This window comes from Desulfomicrobium escambiense DSM 10707, assembly GCF_000428825.1.
In the GTDB taxonomy this organism is placed as follows: Bacteria; Desulfobacterota; Desulfovibrionia; order Desulfovibrionales; family Desulfomicrobiaceae; genus Desulfomicrobium; species Desulfomicrobium escambiense.
Map to the genome: position 1 here is coordinate 375513 of NZ_AUAR01000001.1, position 22396 is coordinate 397908.

Here is a 22396-nt window from a genome sequence, read left to right on the forward strand (position 1 = left end):
TTTTGGCAAAGGCCGCTGGGGGAGAATGGTTTCTTCAGGGATTTCCGTGAGAAATCTTTTCCGATTCCTGGGCCTGCCTTTCCCGTTGCCTTTCCTCCAGACGCAGCTTGCGGCGCATTTCAGCCTCGCGGTTGCGGCGTTCGTGGGTCGGGGTTTCGAGGATGAGGTCCGGGGTGGGGGCCGGCTTGCGGTCCGGGCCCATGGCCACGAAGGTCAGGTAGGCCGAGGCGGCGTGGCGCAGTTCGCCGGTCATGAGGTTTTCCACGACCACGCGCACGCCGATCTCCATGGACTGTTTCCCCACGCGGTTGACGCTTGCGTAGAGGAGCATCAGTTCGCCCACGTGCACGGGCGCCTTGAACTCCATGCGGTCGATGGAGGCCGTGACCACGCCCATGCGCGCGTGGCGCATGGCGCACACGGCCCCGGCCAGGTCGATGTGCTTGAGGATGACGCCGCCGTGGACGTTGCCCGCCGGGTTGGCGTCCTCGGGCAGGGCGCGGTGGGTCATGAGGGTTTCGCTGTCGCTGACCTTGCGTGCGGCGGCCATCAGATCCTCCCTTCCTCCAGGGCGTGGCAGGCGGCCTGGCTGCCGTTCGGCAGTTTCCGCAGCGCCGGAATCTCCCGGCGGCAGCGGTCGTCCGTGTACGGGCAGCGGGTGTGGAAGACGCAGCCCGTGGGCAGATTGATGGGCGTGGGCACCTCGCCCTTCAAGCGGATGTGCGAGACGCCCTTGGCGCCGAGCCTGGGGATGGCCGAAAGCAGGGCGCGGGAGTAGGGGTGCTGCGGGTCGCCGTAGAGGCTGGCCTTGTCGGCCAGCTCGCACAGGGTGCCCAGGTACATGACGGCCACGCGCGTGCTGATGTGCTCGACCACCGAGAGGTCGTGGGTGATGAACATGTAGGTCAGGCCGAAGCGCTCCTGGCAGTCCATGATCAGGTTCAGGATCTGGGCCTGGATGGACACGTCGAGTGCCGAGATGGGCTCGTCGGCCACGATGAACTCCGGATCGACCATGAGCGCGCGAGCGATGCTGATGCGCTGGCGCTGGCCGCCCGAGAACTCGTGGGGGAAGCGCCCGGCCCAGGCCGGGTCCACGCCCACCTGGCGCATGACCTCGGCCACCTTGTCCTGGACCTGGCTCGCGGACAGGTCCGGGAAGTGGAAGCGCGTCGGCTCCTCAAGGATCTGGCGCACGGTCATGCGCGGGTTGAGGGACGCGTACGGGTCCTGGAAGACCATCTGCATCTTGCGGCGGTAGGGGAGCATGTCCTTGGCCGACAGGTTGTCGATGCGCTCCCCGCGGAATTCGATCCGCCCGCTGGTGGGCGGATAGAGGCCCAGCACCGTGCGGCCGAGGGTCGACTTGCCGCAGCCCGACTCTCCGACCACCGAGAGGATCTCGCCCTGGCGGATGTCGAGGCTGACGCCGTTGATGGCCTTGACCGTGGTCGAGGTCAGGGAGGGCAGGCCGCCCGAGAAGGTCAGGCGGTCCAGAAAGCCGCCGGAAATGTCGAAGTGCTTCACCACGTCGGTGATGCCGACAAGGGGTTGTGTCTGTGCTGTCATGGTCTACCTGGTTTGCGCATACAGATGACAGGCCACCAGGCCCGGTGTTTTTCCATCGTCAAGGAGTTGCGGCGTGACGTTGCGGCAGACGTCCATGGCGTGCTCGCAGCGCGGGTGAAAGGCGCAGCCCGAGGGGATGCTGGTCAGGTTGGGCATCATGCCCGGGATCTGGTGCAGGCGCCGCTGGCCGCCGCTGCCCTGGGGCAGGGCCTTGATGAGCCCCTGGGTGTAGGGGTGGCTCGGTGCGCCGACGATCGTGTCCGTGGGTCCCTGCTCGACGATGCGGCCGGCGTACATGACGCAGATTTTCTCCGTCACCTGCGAGACCACGCCCAGGTCGTGGGTGATGAGGATGAGGCCCATGTTCTCGTTCTTGCACAGTTCCAGAAGCAGGGCCATGACCTCGGCCTGGATGGTCACGTCCAGGGCCGTGGTCGGCTCGTCGGCGATGATCAGGCTCGGGTTGGTCAGAAGCGAGATGGCGATGACCACGCGCTGCCTCATGCCGCCCGAAAGCTCGTGGGGGTACTGCCCCAGGCGCTTGCCCGGCGAGGAGATGTAGACCTTCGAGAGCTTCTCAAGGGCGATCTCCCGGGCGTGGGCCACGGAGACATTGTTGTGGGCCAGGATGGTCTCGACCATCTGCGTGCCGATGGTCAGCACGGGGTTCAGGGTCATCATCGGGTCCTGGAAGATCATGCTGATGCGGTTGCCGCGGATGTCGCGCATCTGCTCCAGGGGGTAGGCGCTGATCTCCTCGCCCTCGAAGAGGACGCGGCCCGAGGCGATGAAACCCGGCTTGCTGATCAGATTGATGATGGAGAAGCCGGCCACGGACTTGCCGGCGCCGGATTCGCCCACCAGCCCCATGCGTTCGCCGGGGTTCAGGGTGAAGTTGATGCCGTTCAGGGCGGTCAGGTCGCCGGAGCGCAGCCGGAACTTGACCACCAGATCCTGTACGTCGAGGAGGTGCGTCATGTCCGGGTCATCCTTTGTAGAGTTTGGGGTTGAGGACGTCCTGCACCCAGTCGCCCAGGAGGTTGATGACCAGGATGAGGAGCACCAGCAGGAAGCCGGGGAACATGGTGATCCACCACGAGCCGCTGAAGATGTAGTCGAAGCCCGAGTTGATCAGCGACCCCAGCGACGGCTTGGTGATGGGCATGCCCAGCCCCAGGAAGGACAGGGCCGCCTCGCTCATGATGGCGTGGGCCACCTGCACCGTGGACAGGACCAGGATGGGCGACATGGTGTTGGGCAGGATGTGGCGCCACATGATGCGGCCCGACGGCAGGCCCATGACGCGGGCCGCCTCGACGTACTCCTTCTTCTTCTCGGCCAGGACCGAGGCGCGCACCGTGCGGGCGTACTGCGGCCACTCGGCGATGCCGATGACCAGCACGAGGAACGGCACGGCCATGCTCTCGAAGGCCGCCACGCCGAAGATGGCCTGGAAGATGGCCGAGAGGAAGATGGCCACCATGAGGGTCGAGAAGCTCAGCTGCACGTCGGCCATGCGCATGAGGAAATTGTCTATCTTGCCGCCCTTGTAGCCGGCGATGAGGCCCAGCACGATGCCGATGGCGGCCTGCAGGAAGGTCGCCCCGATGCCGATGACCAGCGAGATGCGCATGCCATAGAGCATGGTGCTCAGCATGTCGCGGCCCTGGGCGTCGGTGCCGAGAAGGAATTTCTGGTCCGCGTTGTCCATCCAGACCGGCGGGATCTCCGAGTCCATGATGTCGATGGTCGTGGTGTCGTAGGGGTTGTGGGGCGCCACGAGGGGCGCGCCGAAGGCCGCCAGGGCCAGCACGGCCAGGACGATGAAGCTGCCCATGGCCACGGGGTCGTGCAGGAAGCTGTAGAGGAAATAGGAGCCGCGGAACCGTTTCCAGAGATTCATCACTTCCTCCCCGTGATGCGGACCATGGGGTTGACCAGGCCGTAGATGATGTCGACCACGGTGTTGACCACCACGAAGATCACGCCGACAAAAATGAGATAGGCCACCAGGAGCGACGTGTCGGCGCGCTCGACTGCCTCCAGGAACAGGAAGCCAAGGCCCCCCCACTGGAAGACCGTTTCCGTCAGGATGGTGAAGGCGATCATGGTGCCGATCTGCACGCCGCCCACGGTGATGACGGGCAGAAGGGTGTTCTTGAAGGCGTGCACGAACCAGATGCGCACCCGCGGCAGGCCCTTGGCCCAGGCGAACTTGACGTACTCGGTTTCAAGCACTTCCATCATCTCCGAGCGGATGAGGCGCACGAAGAGGGGCAGCATGAGGGCCGTCAGGGCCGTGGCCGGCAGCAGGATGTGCTTCAGGCCGTCGACGGTCAGCAGGCCCGATTCCCAGCCCCAGACGTTGACCGTTTCGCCGCGGCCGTAGGAGGGCAGCCAGCCCAGCTTGATGGAGAAGACGTAGATCAGGAGGATGGCGATGAGAAAGATGGGGACGGACACGCCGATGGTGCTGAAGCCCATGATCAGCCGCGAGAGCAGGCGCTTGGGGTAGATGGCGCTGTAGATGCCCATGGGGATGGACAGGACCACGATGAGGACCGAACAGATCAGGACCAGCTCCAGGGTGGCCGGGGCCTTGCTGACGATGACCTCCATGGCCGGCTTCTTGTAGAAGAAGGACTGGCCGATGTTGCCCTCCAGCACCGCGCCTTTGAGGAAGCGGCCGTACTGGACGAGGAAGGGGTCGTTCAGACCCAGCTTCTCGCGGATGGCGTCGCGCTCGGCCGCCGAGACCGAGATGCCGGTCAGCTCGCGCACCGGGTCGCCCACGTTCTGTTTCAGGGCGAAGCCGATGAAACTGATGATGAGCATGACGACGATGGCCTGCAGGACGCGTCGGACAATGAATGCGAACATGTGTCAATCCGTGGTGGTCCCGGCTCGGACGGTGTGCCGGGGTTGGTTCAAAAAGGGGCAGGCTTCGTGAAAAGCCTGCCCCGCGTACACAGTGTCGGAGGATGGATCAAGCCTTTTACCATCCATGCCGACAAATCGATCATAGGTCAAAGGCGCCTATTTGATGACCAGGTCGCCGATGTACGGGAAGTCCATGATGTTGACGATGGGCTCGATGTCGATGCCCTTCTTGGCTGCCCAGGACAGGTTCTGCCAGTGCAGGGGCACGTAGGAGGCGTCCTCGTAGGCGATCTTTTCCACTTCCTGCAGCAGGGCCTTGCGCTTGGCGCGGTCGTTCTCGACGTTGGCCTTGTTGACCAGCTCGTCGAGCTTGGCGTTGCAGTAGTTGCCGCTGTTGTACTGGCCCTTGCCGGTTTCCTTGTTGGGGCACATCAGCAGGTACTCGGAGTAGTTGGCGGAGTCCTCGGTGTCGGAGTGCCAGCCGATCATCTGGATGTCGGCCACCTGGGCGTCGAACTCGTCCCAGTACTGGGCCTTGGGCATGGTCTTCAGGCTGACCTTGATGCCGATCTTGGAGAGCATGGAAACCACGGCCTCGGCGATCTTCTCGTCGTTTACGTAGCGGTTGTTGGGGGCGATCATGGTCGCCTCGAAGCCCTTCTCAAAGCCGGCTTCCTTCATGAGCTGCTTGGCCTTTTCCAGGTCGAAGCGGGGCTTGAGGCCTTCGACGTAGCCGTCGAAGCCCTCGGGGCCCTGCTGCTGGGCGGGCGTGGCGGTGCCCTTCATCAGCTTGGCCGCGATGCCGGCGTTGTCGATGGCCGCGATGACGGCCTGGCGGACCTTGAGGTTGGCGAATTCAGGCTTTTTCTTCTGGTTGAGCTGGAAGGTGATGATGCGCGAGCCGGCCATGGTCACCATGTTGATGTCCTTGTTGGTGCTCAGGCGCTCGAAGTCCTGGGGCGGGACCGGGGCGATGAAGTCAACGTCGCCGGACAGCAGGGCGGCGGTGCGGGTGGCGTTTTCCTTGATGGGGGTCAGGACGATCTCGCTGACGTTGCCCTTGCTGTTCTTGTCCCAGTAGTCGGCAAAGCGCTTGTAGACCATCTTCACGCCGTGCTCGCGGGACTCGACGGTGAAGGGGCCGGTTCCGGACTCGTTCTGGTTGGCGAAGGAGTACTCGGTCTTGACGATGGCGTCCTTGGGCAGGCCCTTGTCGTCGTTGCCGGTGTAGAACTTGGAGTCCATGGGGAAGATGTAGGTGGCCATGTTCTCGACCAGCGGGTAGGGCTCGGTGGTCACGATGTCGATGGTGTAGTCATCGATGACCTTCGGCGCGGCGAAGGAGGTGAACAGGCCCTTGAAGTCCTCGCTCTTCTTCAGGCGGTCCAGGGTCCAGGCCACGTCGGCCGCGGTGAAGGGGTTGCCGGAGTGGAACTTGACGCCCTTGCGCAGGTGGAAGCGCACGGTAAGCTCATCGATGCGTTCCCATTTTTCGGCCAGGCGCGGCTCGAACTTCATGTCCTTGGTCCAGCGGATCAGCGGGTCGAAGACCAGGTGGGTGTACTGCAGCATGCCGCCCGAGAGCTGGACGTGCGGGTCCATGGATTCGGGGTCGGCGTCGAGGGCCATTTTGAGCGTTTTGCCCTGGGCGGCCGTGGCCAGAAAGACGAAAGCCAGAGCGAGAAAGAGCAGTTTCTTCACAGCGAACCTCCTTGGATGGTGAACCGATATCTCTTCCCGCAGGGAACGTCCCGGCGGGATTTTTCACGTAGTCGAGGCGTACCGGATTGAAGGTGTGGGCGTTTGGCCCGAAGTTTGTTTCCGAGAGTTGTCAATGATGCGGCAACTTACATATCTGATTATGGAAAATAACTGAAGCGGGAATTTTTTCGGCCAGGTCATAGATTATCGTTTTTCATGGCTGATTGATCGCCTGATTTCACGGAGAGGCTGGACTTTGCAGGGCTTTCGCGGCATTTGATCGGATGAGGCGTGGACTCGATCTTGACCATCTCCCCCTTCGGAGGCACCTATGCGTTTCGTATTCACCCTGCTCATGTTCGTACTCACGTGCCAGCCTCTCCATGCCAGGAATCTGGTACTTGCGCCGTTGCCCATGGAAAGCCGCGAGACGGTCCTCAAGCAGTTCATGCCCATGGCCCGCTACCTGCAGCAAAGCCTCGGCCATGAGGTGGTCTTCGACTATTCCGACAGCTACGAACAAATTCTTGAAAAGTTCACGCAGGGCCGCATCGACCTGGCCTACCTCGGCCCTTTGCCCTATGTCTCCCTCAAGAAAGTCTGTCCCGATGCCACTCCGCTGGTCCATTTCCGGGAGGCCAGCGGCGATCCGCTCTACACTTGCGCCATCGTGGCCCCGGCCGACAAGAGGCTGGTCCTGGAGGGCCTGGAGCACCGCAAGGTCGCCCTGACTCAGCCTCTCTCCACATGCGGTTTTCTCGCCACCAACGGCCTGCTGCGCGAACGCGGCTCGGCTCTTTCCCGCAACCTGTACCGTTACCTGGACAAGCACGACGAGGTAGCCAAGGCCGTGGTTCGCGGCGAATTCGACCTCGGAGGTATCAAGACCGCCATCGGGCGGAAGTATGCGCACCTCGGCCTCACGATCATGGCCGAAAGTGCGCCGATGCCGTCCTTCGCTCTGGTCGGCAACGCCGCGACGCTTTCGCCCGCGGAGCGGGAGGCCATCCGGCAGGCCCTGGCCAGTCTGGACCCTGACGGCAAGGACAAGGCCATGCTTTCCTCCTGGGGCGAAAACCTGCGGTACGGTTCCGTGCCCGCGGACGACGGCGATTACGCCCCGGTCCGGGCGCTTCTTGGCAACGACGCCATCCCCGAGGACGGGAACTTCTGATGGCGTCGTGGCGCAACGCCGCCATGGAGCGCCACCTCCTGCTGGCCCTGGTCCTTCTGCTGTGCCTGGGTGCCGGCGTGTTCCTGCGCGCCAACCGCATCCAGAAGGAGAACGCCCACTTCTCGGAGCAGCGCAGCATCCTGGAAACGGCCTACAAGGCCAGCGCCCGGATGTACGGGTTGTCCATGCAGAGCTTCTACGAAACGTCCCTGAACACGCCCGAGGTGCTCGGCATCATCGCCCAGGCGGCCGGAACCGAAGGCCAAAAGCGGGACCTGGCCCGGGGGAAGCTCTACCGGACGCTGTTCCCGACCTTCGAGGCCATGCGGCGGCAGAACCTGCGGCAGCTTCACTTCCACCTGCCCGACGGCAGCAGCCTGCTGCGGTTTTACATGTCCGACCGCTACGGGGACAGCCTCATGGAGATGCGACCCCTTGTGCGCACGGTCACCCAGTCCGGGCAGCCGGCCCAGGGCTTCGAGGCGGGAGGGACCGCCACGGGATATCGCTACATTTTTCCTCTCAAACTGGACGGCAGGCTGGTCGGCAGCGTGGAAACGCTCATCTCGACCAAGGCCCTGCGGGATTCCCTGGCCGGCCTGGACCCGCGTCGCGAGTATTCCTTCATCCTGTCGCGCGAACTGACGTCGCGGGCGCTCTTCCCCGAACAGGGCTGGCTGTACAGCGAGTCATCCCTGAATCCGGACTTTCTGGTCGAGGACGCCAACGCCCTGCTGCCGACCAGCCCCCCGCCGCTTTCCGCCGAGGCGCTGGCCATCAACCGCCTGCTCGTGAAGGACCCCGAACTGCGGCAGGCCATGCGCGACGGCGCGTCCTTCGCGACGACGGTCAGCGCGGCGGCGAAGGACTACGACGTCATTCTGCTGCCCATGCTGGACGTCGAGGGCCGTACCTCCGGGTACTTGGTCAGCTATTCCCCGGACACGGTCGTGGCGACCTTCAGGCAGGAGTTCACGACCTTCGTCGTCCTGCTTGTCTCGGTTTCGGCCATGTTTTTGGCGCTTCTCCTGCGCCTGCGCGAGAGCACCGTGGCCCTCGAAACGGAACGCGGCAACCTGCGCGTCATGAACGACGCCCTGGCCGAAGGCGTCTACATGACGAATCCGGCGGGGGAGATCGTCTGGATGAATCCGGCAGGGTGCGAGCTGCTCGGCTACCCGGCCGAGGAGATCGTCGGGCGCATCGGCCACGACATCTTCCATTGCCATGAAGGGAACGCCCATCTGGAGCGCGGACGCTGCCCCTTCCAGTCGGCCTTGGACCGGGGGGAGCCCTACGACGCGGAGGACTGCTTCAAGGGCAAGGCCGGAAACCTGCTGCACGTCGAGGTCGCAAGCCGTCCCGTGGTCAAGAACGGCGTCCATGCCGGTTCCGTCACGGCGTTCCACGACATCAGCGAACGCAAGAGAACGGAGCTGGCCCTGCGCGAGAGCGAGGAACGGGGCCGGAAGCTGTCCACCGTGGTCGAGCAGAGCCCCGTCAGCGTCATGATCACGGGCATCGACGGGGCCATCGAATACGTCAACCCGAAGTTCGAGGAGAAGACGGGCTACAGCTTGGCCGAGGTCATCGGGCAGAATCCGCGCATTGTGAAGTCCGGGCTCATGGCACCGGAGGCCTACGAAGACCTGTGGAAGACCATTCTCGCCGGCGGGGCCTGGAAGGGGGAACTGCACAACAAGCGCAAGAACGGCGAGCTTTTCTGGGAATACGTGACCATATCCCCCATCCGCAGCGCAGGCAGCATCACGCATTTCGTCGCCCTCAAGGAAGACATCACGGAGCAGAAGATCATGCGGGAAGCCCTGCGGGAGAGCGAGTCCCTGCAGCGCACCCTCATGGAGCACCTGCCCGTGGGGCTGGTCATCATCGACGGCCAGACCCGGGTCATCGAGAGCCTCAACCCCGCCGCCGCACTGCTTTTCGGCGCCCCGCAGGAGGATATCGTCGGCAAGCGCTGCCACCACTTTCTGTGCCCGTCGAACGAGAAGAGCTGCCCCATCGTGGACCTGGGATGCCAGATCGACAATTCCGACCGCGTCATGATCCGCGCCGACGGATCCTCCCTCCCTGTCCTCAAGACCGTGACCCGCATCCGCGTCGGCGGACGGGAGAAGCTGCTCGAATGTCTCATGGACATCAGCGCGCGCAAGGAGGCCGAGGAGGCCATGCAGCGCCTGAACAGGCAGCTCGAAAAGGCCATCGCCAGGGCCGAGGGGCTGACGAGGGAGGCCGAGGTCGCCAATCAGGCCAAGAGCAGTTTCCTGGCCAACATGAGCCACGAGATCCGCACGCCCATGAACGCCATCCTGGGCATGGTCCATCTGGCCCTGGGCACTGAACTGACCCCGCGCCAGCGGGATTATCTGCTCAAGGTCGAGCGTTCGGCCAAGACGCTTTTGGGCATCCTGAACGACATCCTCGATTTTTCGAAGATCGAGGCCGGCAAGATCGTCATCGAGCACATCGAGTTCGACCTCTGGGAGGTTCTCGACAATGTCGCCACGGTGGTCGGCGTGCGCGTGCCGGAGAACGTGGAGTTCGTCGTCACGGTCGACGCGCGGGCACCCAGGTTCCTGCTGGGCGACCCCTTGCGGTTGGGGCAGGTCTTCATCAACCTGGCGGGGAACGCCGCCAAGTTCACCCACGAAGGGGAGATCCGCGTCAGTGTAGTTCCCGAGGACCGCGATGCGCGCGATGAGGCGCGGCTGCGGTTCGAGATCATGGATACGGGCATCGGGATGAGGCCGGAACAGGTCGAGTCCCTCTTCACCCCCTTTGCCCAGGCCGACGCTTCGACCAGCAGGCGTTACGGGGGCAGCGGGCTCGGGCTCCCCATTTCCCGGCACCTTGTGGAACTGATGGGCGGGAAGCTGCTGGTCGAAAGCCAGCCCGGCCGCGGGAGCGTCTTTACCTTCACGATCGCGTGTCCCGTCTCCCCGCGCTCATTTTCCGACGAAGAGCGGATTCGCCCGCCTGAAGGATTGGAGGGTATGCGGGCGTTGGTCGTGGACGACGTGGATTCCTCCCGCCAGTTCATTCTCGACTGCCTGCGGGAGCTCGGAATGCACGCCGAAGGCGTCGCGTCAGGTGCTGCGGCCCTGGAGGCCCTGGCGGACGCGCCCCGGGGAACGCAATGGCTCGTCCTGGTCGACTGGAAGCTGCCGGACATGGACGGCGCGACCCTGCGGGAGCGGCTCCGGACATCGGGGGCTTCGGACGCCAGAGCAGTCCTGCTGTGTCCCTTCGCCCAGGAGGGCATGATCAGAAACGCTCCGGCGCTTGGTTTTTGCGCCGTGCTGACCAAGCCGGCCAGCCGTCCGGCCCTGGCAAGCGTCCTGCGCGAGGCCCTGGGCGTGCCTGCGGAGCAGGGGCGGTTCTGCCGCGTGTCCCCCAAGGACGGCGACAGCGTGGTCTGCCATGGCGGGCGCATCCTGCTCGTCGAGGACAACGAGCTCAACCAGCAGGTGGCGCGGGGCATTCTCGAGCAGGCGGGCCTCACCGCGGTCACGGCCGCCAACGGCGAGGAGGCCCTGCGGCTTGTGCGGAAGCAGGAGTTCGACCTGGTCTTCATGGACATCCAGATGCCGGTCATGGACGGCTTCGAGGCTTCACGCCGGATCAAGGCCGACCCGAGCCTGGCCGGGTTGCCCATCGTGGCCATGACCGCCCACGTCCTCCCCGAGGAGCGCCAGAGGATCAAGGACGCCGGCATGGACGACCAGGTCTTCAAGCCCATCGACCCGGCCGAGGTCTTCCGGGTGCTGAACACATGGCTGCGCGCCCCCGTCCCCGCGCCCCTTCTGGACGCGTCGCCCTCCTGCCCGGGCATCCCTGCGCTGCGGGACATCGACACGCAGGGCGGGATCGCCCGCTTCATGGGGGACGGCGAGGCCTATGCGGAGGCGCTGCTGCTCGTCCGCCGCGAGTACGGGCAGTCCGCGTCGAGGATTCGGGAGCTCCTGGACCGCGGCGAGACGGTGGAGGCCCGCATGATCGTGCACTCCCTGCGCGGCATGTGCGCCAACATCGGGGCGCATCGGGTCGAGGCAACGGCGGCGGACCTTGAGCGGCGGCTGGCCGGCGATGCGACGGGCGACCATGCCGAGACTTTCACGCCGTTTCGCGACGCCTTCGCCGTCATGCTGGAGGAAATCGGTCGCCTGGAAGGTCGCGAGGTTTCCTGCCGCCAGGGGCCGGAACTGGACGTCTCGGCCCTGGCGTCCCTGCTCGATGAACTGCTGCCGGGGCTGCGCTCGCGGACCCCGATGAAATGCCAGGCCGTGGCGGACAGGCTGTGCGCCGCGGCGGTACCAAAAGCCTTTCGGGAAGACGTGGACCGCATCTGCGCCCTGACGGAGCAGTACGACTTCGCTCCGGCGCTGGCCCTGGCGGAAAGGGTTCTGGACAAAATCAAGAGAGACGCATGATGGATCTGTCGCAATGCCGGGTGCTCGCAGTGGACGACACCAAGCTCAATCTGGACATACTGGTCAACACGCTGGGCAAGAGCCATGAGTTGGCCGTGGCCCTGAATGGGGTCTCGGCGCTGGAGATGGCCGTAGGGTCGCCGCCGGATCTGATTCTGCTGGACATCATGATGCCCGGCATGAACGGCTACGAGGTCCTGGAAAGGCTCAAGCAGCACCCTGCCACGGCCGAGGTGCCGGTCATCATGCTTTCGGCCCTGTCCGACGTGGGCACCAAGGCGCGGGGCTTTCAGCTCGGGGCCGTGGACTACCTGAGCAAGCCCTTTGAAGTCGAGGAGCTCAAGGCCCGGGTGAGGACCCATCTTCTCCTGGCTCGGGCCCAGCGGGACCTGCGATGCCAGAACGAACGCCTGGAGGAGATGGTGCGCGAGCGCACCCGCGAGGTCATCCAGACCCAGCAGGCGACCATCGAGAGCATGGCTGCCCTGGCGGAATACCGCGATCCCGAGACCGGCCAGCACATCCACCGGGTCAAGGGGTACGTGACCATCCTGGCCGAGGAGCTGCGGACGCACCCGCGCTTCGCCGGCACCCTGACCCGCGACTTCATCGAACTGCTGGGATTGTCCTGTCCGTTGCACGACATCGGCAAGGTCGGCGTGCCCGACCACATCCTGCTCAAGCCGGGGCCGCTGACCAACGAGGAGTTTGCAGAGATGCGCCGGCACACCGAGTACGGCCGGGACGCCATACTCTCGGTGCAGCGCAAGCTCGGGGCCATGCCGTTTCTGCGCATGGCCGAGGACATCATCTTCACCCACCACGAAAAATGGGACGGCAGCGGCTACCCGCAGGGGCTGGCCGGAGGAGACATCCCCCTGTGCGGGAGGATCATGGCCCTGGCCGACGTCTACGACGCCCTCATCAGTCGCCGGGTCTACAAGCCGCCCTTCACCCACACCAAGGCCGCGGAGATCATCCTGCAAGGCGCCGGGACGCATTTCGATCCGGACATCGTGGAGGTGTTCGCGGAGTTTTCCCAAGCCTTCCGGCAGGTGGCCCTCTTCAACTCCGAATCGGACGAGCAGCGCGAAAATCTGGCCCGGTGACGGCTTCCGTTCAGTCGCCCTGCGTGTTGCCCGTCGGGAAGGGGCGTCCCTTGCGCTGGTGCCTGATGACGGCGTTGGTGTGCTCGCGCAGGGTGCGGCTGAACTGGTGGGATCCGTCGGATCGGGCCACGAAGTAGAGGAAATCGTGCTCTTCAGGGCTTGAGGCCGCCTGGAGCGAGGCCTTGCCGGGCGAGCAGATGGGGCCGGGCGGCAGGCCCGGGTGGACGTAGGTGTTGTAGGGGTTGGAGGCGTCCTGCAGGTGCGAGCGGCGCAGGTTGCCGTCGAAGGTTTCGCCCAGGCCGTAGATGATGGTCGGGTCGCACTGCAGCAGCATGCCGAGGCGCAGGCGGTTGGCGTAGACCCCGGCCACGGTGGGGCGTTCGGCGGGGACGGCCGTTTCCTTCTCGACGAGAGAGGCCAGGATGACCAGGCGGTGCAGGGCTGCGGGATCCCCGGCCTGGGGCAGGTCCGCCACGCTGGCCCGGAAATGCTCCAACAGGGCGTCGAGGATCGGGTAGGGGTTCTGGTCCGGGATGCGCGCGAAGAAATAGGTCTCGGGGAAGAGGTATCCTTCGGCGTCCGTGGCGTTGATGCCTTTGGACAGCAGATAGTCGCGGTCCCGGCAGGCCGCCAGGAATCGCTCCGACGTGGTGAGGCCCGTGGCGTTCACGGCCTGGGCCACCTCGCGCATGGTCAGCCCTTCGGCAAAGCTCAGACGGTAGAGGATGGGCTTGCCGAAGGCCAGGACTTCCAGAATTTGCCTGGGGCTCATGGCCCTGGAGAGTTCGAACTCCCCGGCCTGCAGGGGCAGCTTGCGGTAGCGGCCGTAGGTCCGGAAGACCTCTGCGTGCCTGATCAGCCCTTCCTCCTCGAGTTTCGCCGACACGCCGCGCAGGCTTTCGCCCGTCTCGACGCGAAAGACGGTCGTCGCGTTCGATTCCGCTTCGACGGGCGTCTCCACGTAGCGCCAGGCGGTGTAAAGTCCCGCCGCGGCAGCGATGCCCGTCGCAAGAACCACCGCCAGGGCGAGCTTCATCCACGTCTTCATGAATTCCCCAGATAGGTTTCGAGGATGCACACGGCCGCCATCTGGTCGAGCATCTCGGCCTGCCTGCGCGCCGGCACGCCGGCCTCGCGCAGGCGTTCGCGTGCGTCGAAGGACGTCAGGGCCTCGTTGACGAGGTGGATGGGCAGGTCCGTGCGGCGGGCCAGGCTGTCGCGGAAGTTCAGGACCTGCCTCGTGGTCAGGGTCTGCCTGCCTTCCATGTCCAGGGGCAGGCCCAGGACAACTGCCTCGACGCCCTCGGCCGCGATGACGGCCAGCAGGTCGGCGAAGAGCTTGTCCCTGGTGCTTTTGGCCAGCGTTCTCAAGGGAAAGGCCATGCCGCCTTGGGCGATGGCCAGTCCGATGCGCTTCTGACCGTAGTCGATGCCTAAGAGCTTCATGCGGGTTTCCGGGTCCGTCAGGCCGTGGCCGCCACGACCTGTACGCCGGACTGAACCTCGGACTTGGCCAGCTGCCTGTGGAATTCCTTGCGCCAGTTCTCCCCGTGACGCAGGCGGGCCAGGTATTCCAGGGTGTGCAGCACGTCGCGCTCGGCCCCCATTTCCAGGAGCGTCCTCTGGATGCCGATCTTGCACGAGGGGCAGCCGACGATGATCGGGCCGTCGGCGGAGTAGACCGCGAGATCCGTCGAGAGCTGCTCCTTCTTGCGCGCTCGCAGGCGGTTGTAGATCCGGGGCGAGGTCAGGGCGCCGAGCCCGGATTCACCGCAGCAGTAGGGCGAGATCGAGACCTGGGCGCCCACCAGCTTGCCCACCTCGCGGGCGTAGATGTCCCCGGCCTTCAGCGGCGGCACCCCGGTCCACTCGTGGTGGCAGGCCGCGTGGTAGAGCAGGCGCTCCGGCCCCTGGCCGAAGCCCGCCTTGGAGTTCTGGATGATGAACTGCACCACGTCCATGTGCTCCACCTGGCGCGTTTCCAGGGACTTGAGGCGATAGTCCTTGATGCCCTCGCGGCAGGTGCCGCACGAGGTCAGCACGGCCTTGACGGCGAAACCGGCGGTCTCGGCCTGGCGGATCAGGTTTTCGAGAATCTTCTGGTTCTCCTTGCCCATGCGCTCGAACTGGTCACGGCAGCCAGAGGCCAGCAGCGGATAGCCGCAGCACAGGTGGTCCGGCGGCAGGACCACGCTCACACCGGCGTCGAGGAGCAGGCGCACGGCGGCCATGCCGATGGAGCGGTAGAAGAGGCTCGCCCCGCAGCCCGGGAAGTAGATCACGGCACGTTTGCTGGGTGCGTCCTTGGGCGAAATGACGTTGCCCTTGGCGAGGTGCAGGCCTTCCTTGAGATTCTTGAACTGGGTGGAAGGCCCCTTGCCGCGCAACAGCGGGCTGTCGAGGCGTTCGCGCCACTTGGCGGGCAGCAGGTTCACGGTCCGATTTCCAAGCTCCTGGCCGATGCCGGCGATCTTGGCCACCTTGGGCAGGGTGACCTGCGGGTCCTGGCTCAGGAGGTTCAGCACGCGGTTCTTGAAGGGGTGCCCGCCCGCGCCCTTTTCCTCCAGGTAGGCGCGCATCTGCAGCGTTACGTCCTGGGTGCGGATCTTGACCGGGCATATGGCGTAGCATTTACCGCAGGCCGTGCAGTGCTCCAGAATCTTGCGCAGTTCACCCAGGAGCTTGGTCTGGGGTTCGCCGTTCTGCAGCTGGGAATAGTAGATGGCCTCGACCAGGGCGCCGAGTGTGATGTTCTTGTTGCGCGGGTGGAAGAGTAGGCCCTTCTGGGGCAGGTACATGGGGCAGACCTGCTTGCATTTGCCGCAGCGGGTGCAGGTCTGTACGTTCAGCAGCAGGTTGATGAGGCTCTCCTTGCCCGGGAGCGCCGTCTTGTTGATGTCCTTGATCAGGCGGTTGAAGGAGAAGGTGTAGGGCACCACCACCAGGTCGCGCTGGGTCAGCTTGCCGGGGTTGAAGATGTTGTTGGGGTCGACCTTCTTCTTGTATGCGCGCAGGGCCGCGATCTTCTCCTCGGCCAAGAACCCGATCTTGGTGATGCCGATGCCGTGCTCGCCCGAAACCTGGCCCTTGAATTCCAGGACCTTGTGGAAGAGCTTCTCCACGGCCTCCTCGGCCAGGGCCAGCATGCGCGGGTCGTTGGAGTTGACGGGCAGGTTGACGTGGCAATTGCCGTCGCCGGCGTGCATGTGGTTGGCGATGACGACGCGCGTGTTCTGCATGTTCTCGAAGATCTTGCCCAATTCCTCGTGCAGCTTGGGGTACTTGCCCTTGAGGTGCTGGAAGAAGAAGGATGTCTGCAGCTGCAGTTCCTGTTCGGGCAGCTCGTCCTTGCGGATCTTGCCCTTGATGATGGACGAGGCCACGTCCATCTCCATGCGCACGAACTCGTCGTCGACCTCGATGCCGGGCAGGACCTGCACCTGCTGCAGGGCCTCGCGGTAGGCGATGGCCAGGTAGTAGAGGTTCTGCTCTTCCAGGAAGTCCGAGAAGTCCGGAATGACCTCCAGGGGGATGACGATGTCCTCGTTGAGCTTGAATCCGCTGGTGCGTTTGGAGATGGCCGAGAGCTGGTGCCGGTCGTGCCAAAAGACCTCGGCCTCGCGTTCGTCGGCGGCCACGAAGCTGTCGACGTTGTCGTAGCCCGCGCAGATGTCCGTGATGCGTCGCACGGCGTCGAACACGGCCTCCTCGTCGGTGGAGTCGAGCTGGACGATGAGCACCGAGATGGGGATGCCATCGAACTTCTGGGACTTCTTGGAATACTCGATGGCTTGGACGTACTTGATGCCGAACTCCTCCAGGGCCGAGAGCTTGACCAGGTCGCCCTGGGTGCGAATCTCGTTGCGCAGGGCCACGATGTCCTTGATGACGAACATGGCGTTGCGCATGGAGTTGCCGTAGAATTCCAGGCACATGACGCGCGAGTGTGGCAGGATGGGGTGCAGGGTGAAGGTGGCCTCGGTGATGACGCCGTCCACGCCCTCCTTCTGCACGCCGGGCAGGCCGCCCAGAAACTTGTTGGTCACGTCCTTGCCCAGGGCCGTGCCGCGGATCTCGTCGCCTTTGAGGGTCAGAAGTTCCTTGCGGTTGTCGAATTCGTCGAGGATCTCGTATGTGGCGGCCTCGTCGGGCATGATCTTGTGCCAGGGATGGTCCACCCGCCTGACCTGGATCAGCTCGCCCGTGGGCAGGACCATCTTGTAGGACAGGAGGTTGTCGAGCGTCGTGCCGTACTCGAAGGCGAAGGGCCCGCCGGCGTTCTCCGAGACGTTGCCGCCGATGGACGAGGCCGCCTTGGAGGCCGGGTCCACGGTGAAGAGCATGCCCTTGGCCGCGGCGGCCTGGATGGCGTTCAGGGTGATGACGCCCGACTGCAGGGTGATGGTCCGGCCCTGGACGTCGATGTCCATGATGTCCTTCAGGCGGCTCAGGCTCAGGATCACGCTGCGCGGCTTGGCCGGCACGGCGCCGCCCGTCAGGCCCGAGCCTCCGCCGCGGGGCACGATGGGGAAGCCCATCTCGTTGGCCAGGCGGATGATGCCCTGGATCTGGGCCGTGTTCTCGGGGAAGACCACCAGGGCCGGCAGCTCCATGCGCAGGTCCGTGGCGTCGGTGGAGCATTCGATGAGGTTGTTGGCCGCGGTGACGATTTGCTCCTTGTCCAGGATTCTGGACAGGCGCTCCACCAGGGCGGCCCTGAACTTCTGGTCGGCTTCCCAGTTCTGCCAGAAGCGCTCCAGACAGCCCGAAAGCTCGCGGAAGTATTCCGGCGACAGGGCTGCGCGTTCAGCCTGCAGCCGGGCGTTGACGCTCTGGCGGACGTCCTTGGGCGGGATGAACGGGTTGTAGCGGATGATGAACAGCTCTTCGGCCAGGTCCAGGGCCAGCTGTTGCAGGTATTCGGGCCAGGTCTGGAACTCTTCGAGGGGAAGTCCGAGGACGCGTTTGACCAGGCGTTCGGGGGCGAGGGATATATGTGGTCCTTTCTGGGGCATGGCGATTTCCGTTGGTCTGGCCTGAGGGCGGGCCGTTGCTGAAGGCGCGGCGCGGCGGAAGGGCATCCGCGGTCACGAAAAAAGATAATTTTTAATCGCAAGATAGGGGGTTGGCAAGGCGAAAAGGCGGGGCAGGCCGGGAACGCCCGCCCGGCGCGGTGCGCCGGGCGGGGGGGCGGGTCAGAAGGAGGACGCCTCGCATTCGAGGCTGCGGGCGTAGATGTGCCCGGGGTCGGTCATGGTGTCCAACAGACCTGCCCGGGCCTGAACCATGGTCATGAGCTTGTGCAGGGTCGGGGACTGGGGGGCGAGCAGGGCCTGGCCGGAGGAGAAAAAGGCCTGCATGAATTTTTCCTTGGCCGTGGGTTCCCGGCGCAGTTCCTTGCTTTCGACGGCGGTCAGCCCGGCCAGGGTGCCGGCCGTCTTGACGGCCTCGTCCAGGTCGCCGAGCTGGTCCACGAGCTTGGCCTCCTGGGCCACCTGACCGAGGAAGACCCGGCCCTGGGCCATCTTCTCGACATCATCGGGAGCCATGCGGCGGCCGTTGGCCACGCGGCTGATGAAGAGGTTGTAGCCGAACTTGAGGAGGTGCTCGATGGACGCCTCGACCTTCGGCGCCAGGGGGCGCAGGGGGTTGCCCAGGTCGGCCAGGGAGGTGGTGCCGATGCCGTCGCTCGTTATGCCCACAGATTCGGCCGCGTTCTCGAAGGTCGGGAAGGCAGCGAAGATGCCGATGGAGCCCGTCAGGGTCGTGGGCGCGGCCACGATGCGGTTGGCGCCCGCGGCGATCCAGTAGGCTCCGGACGCGGCCACGCTGCCCATGGACACGACCACGGGCTTGCCGGCTTCCTGGGTGCGCGCGATTTCGTGGTGGATTTCCTCGGAGGCCGCGGCGCTGCCGCCGGGGCTGTCCAGGCGCAGGACCACGGCCACCACGGAGGAGTCCTGCCGGGCCTGCCGGAACAGTTCGGCCAGGGATTCGCTGCCCGTCATGCTTTCGGGCTGCTTGCCGGGCATGATGGGGCCGCGGGCGCGGATGACGGCTACGAGTTCCTTGGCCTTTGACGCATGGGCCGCCGTCATGGCGAGGTAGTCGCGGAAGGAGACGCGGTGCATGTCCCGGGACTTCAGGCCGGTCTTGCCTTCGAGGAACTGGTCGAACTGGTCGCCCGTGCGGATGTCGTCCACCAGCCTGGCCGTCACGGCCAGCTTGGCCGCGTCGCCCTCGACGTCGCGCAGGCGGGTGTCGATGTTCTCGACGTAGGCCGTGATGTCCGCCGCGGTCACGCTGCGGTTCTTGCCCAATTCCGCGAGGTAGGCCTGCCACAGGCCGTCGAGCCACTGGCGGCTCGATTCGCGCGCTTCATAGGACATGGAGTCGCGCATGAAGGGTTCGGCCGCCGACTTGTAGTCGCCGACGCGGTAGACGTGGAAGTTGATGCGCAGTTTGTCCAGGAGGCCCTTGAAGTAGGTCTGGTACATGCCGAAGCCGTTGATCATCACCCCGCCCAAGGGGTTCACGGAGACCGAGTCGGCGTAGGAGGCCAGCAGGTACTGGCCCTGGGTGTAGAACATGGCGTGGGCCAGGACGGGCTTGCCCGTTTCCTTGAAATCCCGGATGGCCTTGCCGATGTCCGTGAGTTTCGTCGTGTCGCAGCCCTGCAGGTCGCGGGGGTCGATGACCATGGCCTTGATGCGCGAATCCGTGGCGGCCCTGCGGACGGCGTCGATGACGTCCTGGGCCTTGGTCTCGTCGGCCACGGCCGTCTCGCGCCCGAGCTTGAGGAAGGCCTCGGCCGGGTCGGGCGGCGTGGTCTCCTCCACGAGGGTGCCGGAGGGGTTGAGCAGCAGGACCGAATTGGAGTCCAGGGTCTCCTTGGTGTCGGAGAACACGGCCACCAGCAGGACGATGATGACGATGATGAAGAAGATGTTGGCGAAGGCGTTCCGGATGCCGGTCAGCACCTTCCAGACTATGCCGAGAACCTTGGTCAGACGGGAGAGTATATCCACGATGTCCGCTCCTGTTATTGTTGCAGCGCCAATCTTCCGTAGGCGGCCTGGCCGAGTGAGATGCATGCGTCGTTGGGTGGCAGGGCCAGGTGCGCGAGCACCGTGAGGCCTTCCCGTTCGAGCAGTCCGGGAAGGGCGGCGGCCAGCGTCAGGTTCTGCATGACCCCGCCGCTCAAGGCCACTGTGGAGCAGCCGCACTGCCCGGCCAGGCGGACGCAAAGCCCGGCAAGACCGTCCATGAGCCCGAGGTGGAAACGTCTGCTGATTCTGGCCGAAGGCTCGCCGTCGCGCCACTGCGCATGGACCTGGGCGAAGAGCTTCAGTGTGTCGAGTTCCACGAGGCCGTCATGTTCGATGATGGGGCACGTATATCCGTCTTTTTCGCTTTTGTCTTGTATGGCTTCGAGCCGGATTGCGGCCTGTCCTTCGTAGGAGATGCGGTCGCAGACGCCGAGCATGGCGGCGACGGCGTCGAAGAGGCGCCCGCAGCTGGAGGACAGGGGGGAGTTCAGACGGCGGTCGAGCATCTGGCCCACGACCCTGTCGGCCGCGGCGTGCTCCGCCAGCCACGGCCACGGTTTTCCGCCGTCGGCCTCGATGCCGAGGGCGTGCAGGAAGGCCCGGGCCAGCCGCCACGGTTCGCGGGCCGCGGCGTCGCCGCCGGGCAGCATGACCTGGGAGAAGCGCCCCAGACGCACGTGCCGCAGTTCGCGCGTGTCCACCAGCAGCGCCTCGCCGCCCCAGACCGTCCCGTCGTCGCCCAGGCCCGTGCCGTCCAGGGCCAGGCCGATGGCCGGGCCGACGTGGCGGTTTTCGGCCAGGACCGCGTGGATGTGGGCGTAGTGGTGCTGCAGGGGCAGGCAGGGCAGGCCCGAGGTGCGGGCGAATTCCGTGCTCATGAAGTCCGGGTGCAGGTCGTGGATCACGGCCGTGGGCCGGACTTGCAGGATGTCGGCCAGGTGGGCGGCGATCTCCTGGAAAAAACCGTAGGCTTCGAGGTTCTCGAGGTCGCCGATGTGCTGCGAGACGAAGGCCTGCCTGCCCTTGGTCAGGCAGAGGGTGTTCTTGAGCAGGGGGCCCGTGCCGAGAACGACGGGCCCGTCCTGGGCCAGGTCCACGGGCGCCGGGGTGAAGCCGCGCGCCCGGCGGATGAACTGGGGCGCGTCGCCCACGGCGCGGACTACGGAGTCGTCGCAACGGATGAGGATGTCGCGGTCGTGCAGGAGGAAGGCGTCGGCGATGGCCCCGAGCCTGCGCAGGGCCTCGCGGTTGCCCAGGCAGATGGGCTCGGAGCTCATGTTGCCCGAGGTCATGACCAGGGCCGCCGGAGCGGCCAAGGAGGACAGTTCGTCGAAGAGCACGTGGTGCAGGGGCGTGTAGGGCAGCATGACGCCGAGGTAGTCCGTGTCCGGCGACAGCCCCGGCGCGAGCCCGGCTCCCTTGCGGCGCCGGGCCAGGACGATGGGACGCTCCCGGCCCGTGAGGAGGCGCGTCTCGCATTCCGAAAGCTCGCACACGGCGCGGGCGGCTTCCAGGTCGCGGACCATGATCGCCAGGGGCTTGTCCCTGCGGTTCTTGCGCGCCCGCAGCAGGGCCACGGCCTCCCGGTTGCGGGCGTCGCAGGCCAGGTGAAACCCGCCCAGGCCCTTCATGGCCGCGATGCGGCCCGCCTGAAGCAGTTCCGTCACGCCGCGGATGGCCGCGTCATTCTCGGACATGGTCCGGCCTTCCCGGTCCGTCAGCCACAGCCTGGGGCCGCACACGGGGCAGGCGTTGGGCTGGGCGTGGAAGCGGCGGTCCAGGGGGTTCTCGTATTCCGCTAGGCAGTCCGGGCACAGGGGGAAGCAGGCCATGGACGTGGTGGCGCGGTCGTAGGGGATGGAGCGGGTGATGGTGTAGCGCGGCCCGCAGTTGGTGCAGTTGGTGAATGCGTAGCGGTGGCGGCGGTTCGCCGGGTCGCGCAGGTCCGCGATGCAGTCGTCGCAGGTGGCCACGTCGGGGCTGATGAGCACCTGGTGGCCTGCGCCGCCGGTGCTCTTGAGGATGCTGAAACCTTCCTCGTCGGGGTGGGGGGCGACGGACTCGCGCTCCCAGGTCACGATGCGGGCCAGGGGCGGGACGTTCGCGTTGAAGCGGGCCTCAAAGGCGTCGAGCCTGTCCCTGGTCCCCTGCACCTCGATGAGCACCCCTTCGGGCGTGTTCAGCACTAGGCCGCTGACGCGGGCTTCCAGGGCGGCCTTGTAGACGAAGGGCCGGAATCCGACCCCCTGCACCCCTCCGGTGATGATCCATTTCCAGCGTTCTGTGGGCATTGGGTATCCGATTTATGCGTGATGCGCTCGTCGGGCGGCCGCGCATGGCGGCTGGTCCTGGCCGAGCGGGAAGCCTGGTTCATAGCCTCAAGGCCGCGGCGACCGCAACATTGACCTTTCCGGACCGTGTCCGTATGAAAGTGAGCCCCGAAAAATCCTCCAAGTCGTTCCC

General features: G+C 65.4%; 14 protein-coding genes. 3 read left to right on the forward strand and 11 right to left on the reverse strand.

From position 1 onward, the window contains the following. Positions 1–34 precede the first annotated feature (34 nt). The 6 genes from G394_RS0101655 to G394_RS0101680 all read right to left on the reverse strand — a co-directional run bounded on the left by G394_RS0101655 (position 35) and on the right by G394_RS0101680 (position 6150). Complete coding sequence (locus G394_RS0101655) at positions 35–550, reverse strand: acyl-CoA thioesterase (protein ID WP_028576162.1); 516 nt, start codon at positions 548–550, stop codon at positions 35–37. Beyond that, on the reverse strand, positions 550–1569 hold the full coding sequence (locus tag G394_RS0101660; RefSeq protein ID WP_028576163.1) for an ABC transporter ATP-binding protein: 1020 nt from the start codon (positions 1567–1569) through the stop codon (positions 550–552). The genes G394_RS0101655 and G394_RS0101660 overlap by 1 nt, the downstream gene beginning before the upstream one ends. Before the next feature lie 3 nt (positions 1570–1572). Next, complete coding sequence (locus G394_RS0101665) at positions 1573–2547, reverse strand: ABC transporter ATP-binding protein (RefSeq protein WP_028576164.1); 975 nt, start codon at positions 2545–2547, stop codon at positions 1573–1575. 7 nt (positions 2548–2554) lie between these two features. Next, the gene (locus G394_RS0101670) at positions 2555–3472 is read right to left on the reverse strand and encodes an ABC transporter permease (protein WP_043774328.1); all 918 of its coding nucleotides are present in this window, start codon (positions 3470–3472) and stop codon (positions 2555–2557) included. Beyond that, a complete protein-coding gene (locus G394_RS0101675) occupies positions 3472–4449 on the reverse strand; it encodes an ABC transporter permease (RefSeq protein WP_028576166.1) in 978 nt (325 codons plus the stop codon). The genes G394_RS0101670 and G394_RS0101675 overlap by 1 nt, the downstream gene beginning before the upstream one ends. Before the next feature lie 156 nt (positions 4450–4605). Further along, a complete protein-coding gene (locus G394_RS0101680; RefSeq protein WP_028576167.1) occupies positions 4606–6150 on the reverse strand; it encodes an ABC transporter substrate-binding protein in 1545 nt (514 codons plus the stop codon). Between the two features lie 331 nt (positions 6151–6481). On the opposite strand from G394_RS0101680, the gene G394_RS17525 reads away from it, so the two are divergent. From G394_RS17525 to G394_RS0101695, 3 genes are read left to right on the forward strand one after another with little or no spacing between them, the layout of a single operon-like run. Continuing rightward, the gene (locus G394_RS17525; protein ID WP_211226199.1) at positions 6482–7324 is read left to right on the forward strand and encodes a PhnD/SsuA/transferrin family substrate-binding protein; all 843 of its coding nucleotides are present in this window, start codon (positions 6482–6484) and stop codon (positions 7322–7324) included. Further along, complete coding sequence (locus tag G394_RS19905; protein WP_051306876.1) at positions 7324–11775, forward strand: PAS domain S-box protein; 4452 nt, start codon at positions 7324–7326, stop codon at positions 11773–11775. The genes G394_RS17525 and G394_RS19905 overlap by 1 nt, the downstream gene beginning before the upstream one ends. Beyond that, positions 11772–12884, forward strand: coding sequence for an HD-GYP domain-containing protein (locus G394_RS0101695; protein WP_028576168.1), 1113 nt, complete (start codon positions 11772–11774; stop codon positions 12882–12884). The genes G394_RS19905 and G394_RS0101695 overlap by 4 nt, the downstream gene beginning before the upstream one ends. Positions 12885–12894: 10 nt before the next feature. On the opposite strand, the gene mltG is transcribed toward G394_RS0101695, so the two are convergent. The 5 genes from mltG to hypF all read right to left on the reverse strand — a co-directional run bounded on the left by mltG (position 12895) and on the right by hypF (position 22224). Then, positions 12895–13932, reverse strand: a complete 1038-nt coding sequence (mltG, locus tag G394_RS0101700) for an endolytic transglycosylase MltG (protein ID WP_051306877.1) — start codon at positions 13930–13932, stop codon at positions 12895–12897. Beyond that, complete coding sequence (gene ruvX, locus G394_RS0101705) at positions 13929–14330, reverse strand: Holliday junction resolvase RuvX (protein WP_028576170.1); 402 nt, start codon at positions 14328–14330, stop codon at positions 13929–13931. The genes mltG and ruvX overlap by 4 nt, the downstream gene beginning before the upstream one ends. Positions 14331–14347: 17 nt before the next feature. Continuing rightward, positions 14348–17899 carry an FAD-binding and (Fe-S)-binding domain-containing protein gene (locus G394_RS0101710; protein WP_028576171.1) on the reverse strand — a complete coding sequence of 1184 codons (3552 nt, stop codon included), beginning with the start codon at positions 17897–17899 and terminating at the stop codon, positions 14348–14350. Between the two features lie 180 nt (positions 17900–18079). Continuing rightward, complete coding sequence (gene sppA / locus G394_RS0101715) at positions 18080–19912, reverse strand: signal peptide peptidase SppA (protein ID WP_051306878.1); 1833 nt, start codon at positions 19910–19912, stop codon at positions 18080–18082. A gap of 14 nt (positions 19913–19926) precedes the next feature. Beyond that, complete coding sequence (gene hypF, locus G394_RS0101720) at positions 19927–22224, reverse strand: carbamoyltransferase HypF (RefSeq protein WP_028576173.1); 2298 nt, start codon at positions 22222–22224, stop codon at positions 19927–19929. Between the last annotated feature and the right edge of the window lie 172 nt (positions 22225–22396).

Excerpts from the sequence above, each read along its gene's own strand:
- G394_RS0101675 (WP_028576166.1), bottom strand. The coding sequence starts at position 4,449 with ATGTTCGCATTCATTGTCCGACGCGTCCTGCAGGCCATCGTCGTCATG.
- G394_RS17525 (WP_211226199.1), top strand. The coding sequence starts at position 6,482 with ATGCGTTTCGTATTCACCCTGCTCATGTTCGTACTCACGTGCCAGCCT.
- G394_RS0101660 (WP_028576163.1), bottom strand. The coding sequence starts at position 1,569 with ATGACAGCACAGACACAACCCCTTGTCGGCATCACCGACGTGGTGAAG.
- G394_RS19905 (WP_051306876.1), top strand. The coding sequence starts at position 7,324 with ATGGCGTCGTGGCGCAACGCCGCCATGGAGCGCCACCTCCTGCTGGCC.
- G394_RS0101665 (WP_028576164.1), bottom strand. The coding sequence starts at position 2,547 with ATGACGCACCTCCTCGACGTACAGGATCTGGTGGTCAAGTTCCGGCTG.
- G394_RS0101670 (WP_043774328.1), bottom strand. The coding sequence starts at position 3,472 with ATGAATCTCTGGAAACGGTTCCGCGGCTCCTATTTCCTCTACAGCTTC.
- G394_RS0101655 (WP_028576162.1), bottom strand. The coding sequence starts at position 550 with ATGGCCGCCGCACGCAAGGTCAGCGACAGCGAAACCCTCATGACCCAC.
- hypF (WP_028576173.1), bottom strand. The coding sequence starts at position 22,224 with ATGCCCACAGAACGCTGGAAATGGATCATCACCGGAGGGGTGCAGGGG.
- mltG (WP_051306877.1), bottom strand. The coding sequence starts at position 13,932 with ATGAAGACGTGGATGAAGCTCGCCCTGGCGGTGGTTCTTGCGACGGGC.
- G394_RS0101710 (WP_028576171.1), bottom strand. The coding sequence starts at position 17,899 with ATGCCCCAGAAAGGACCACATATATCCCTCGCCCCCGAACGCCTGGTC.
- ruvX (WP_028576170.1), bottom strand. The coding sequence starts at position 14,330 with ATGAAGCTCTTAGGCATCGACTACGGTCAGAAGCGCATCGGACTGGCC.
- G394_RS0101695 (WP_028576168.1), top strand. The coding sequence starts at position 11,772 with ATGATGGATCTGTCGCAATGCCGGGTGCTCGCAGTGGACGACACCAAG.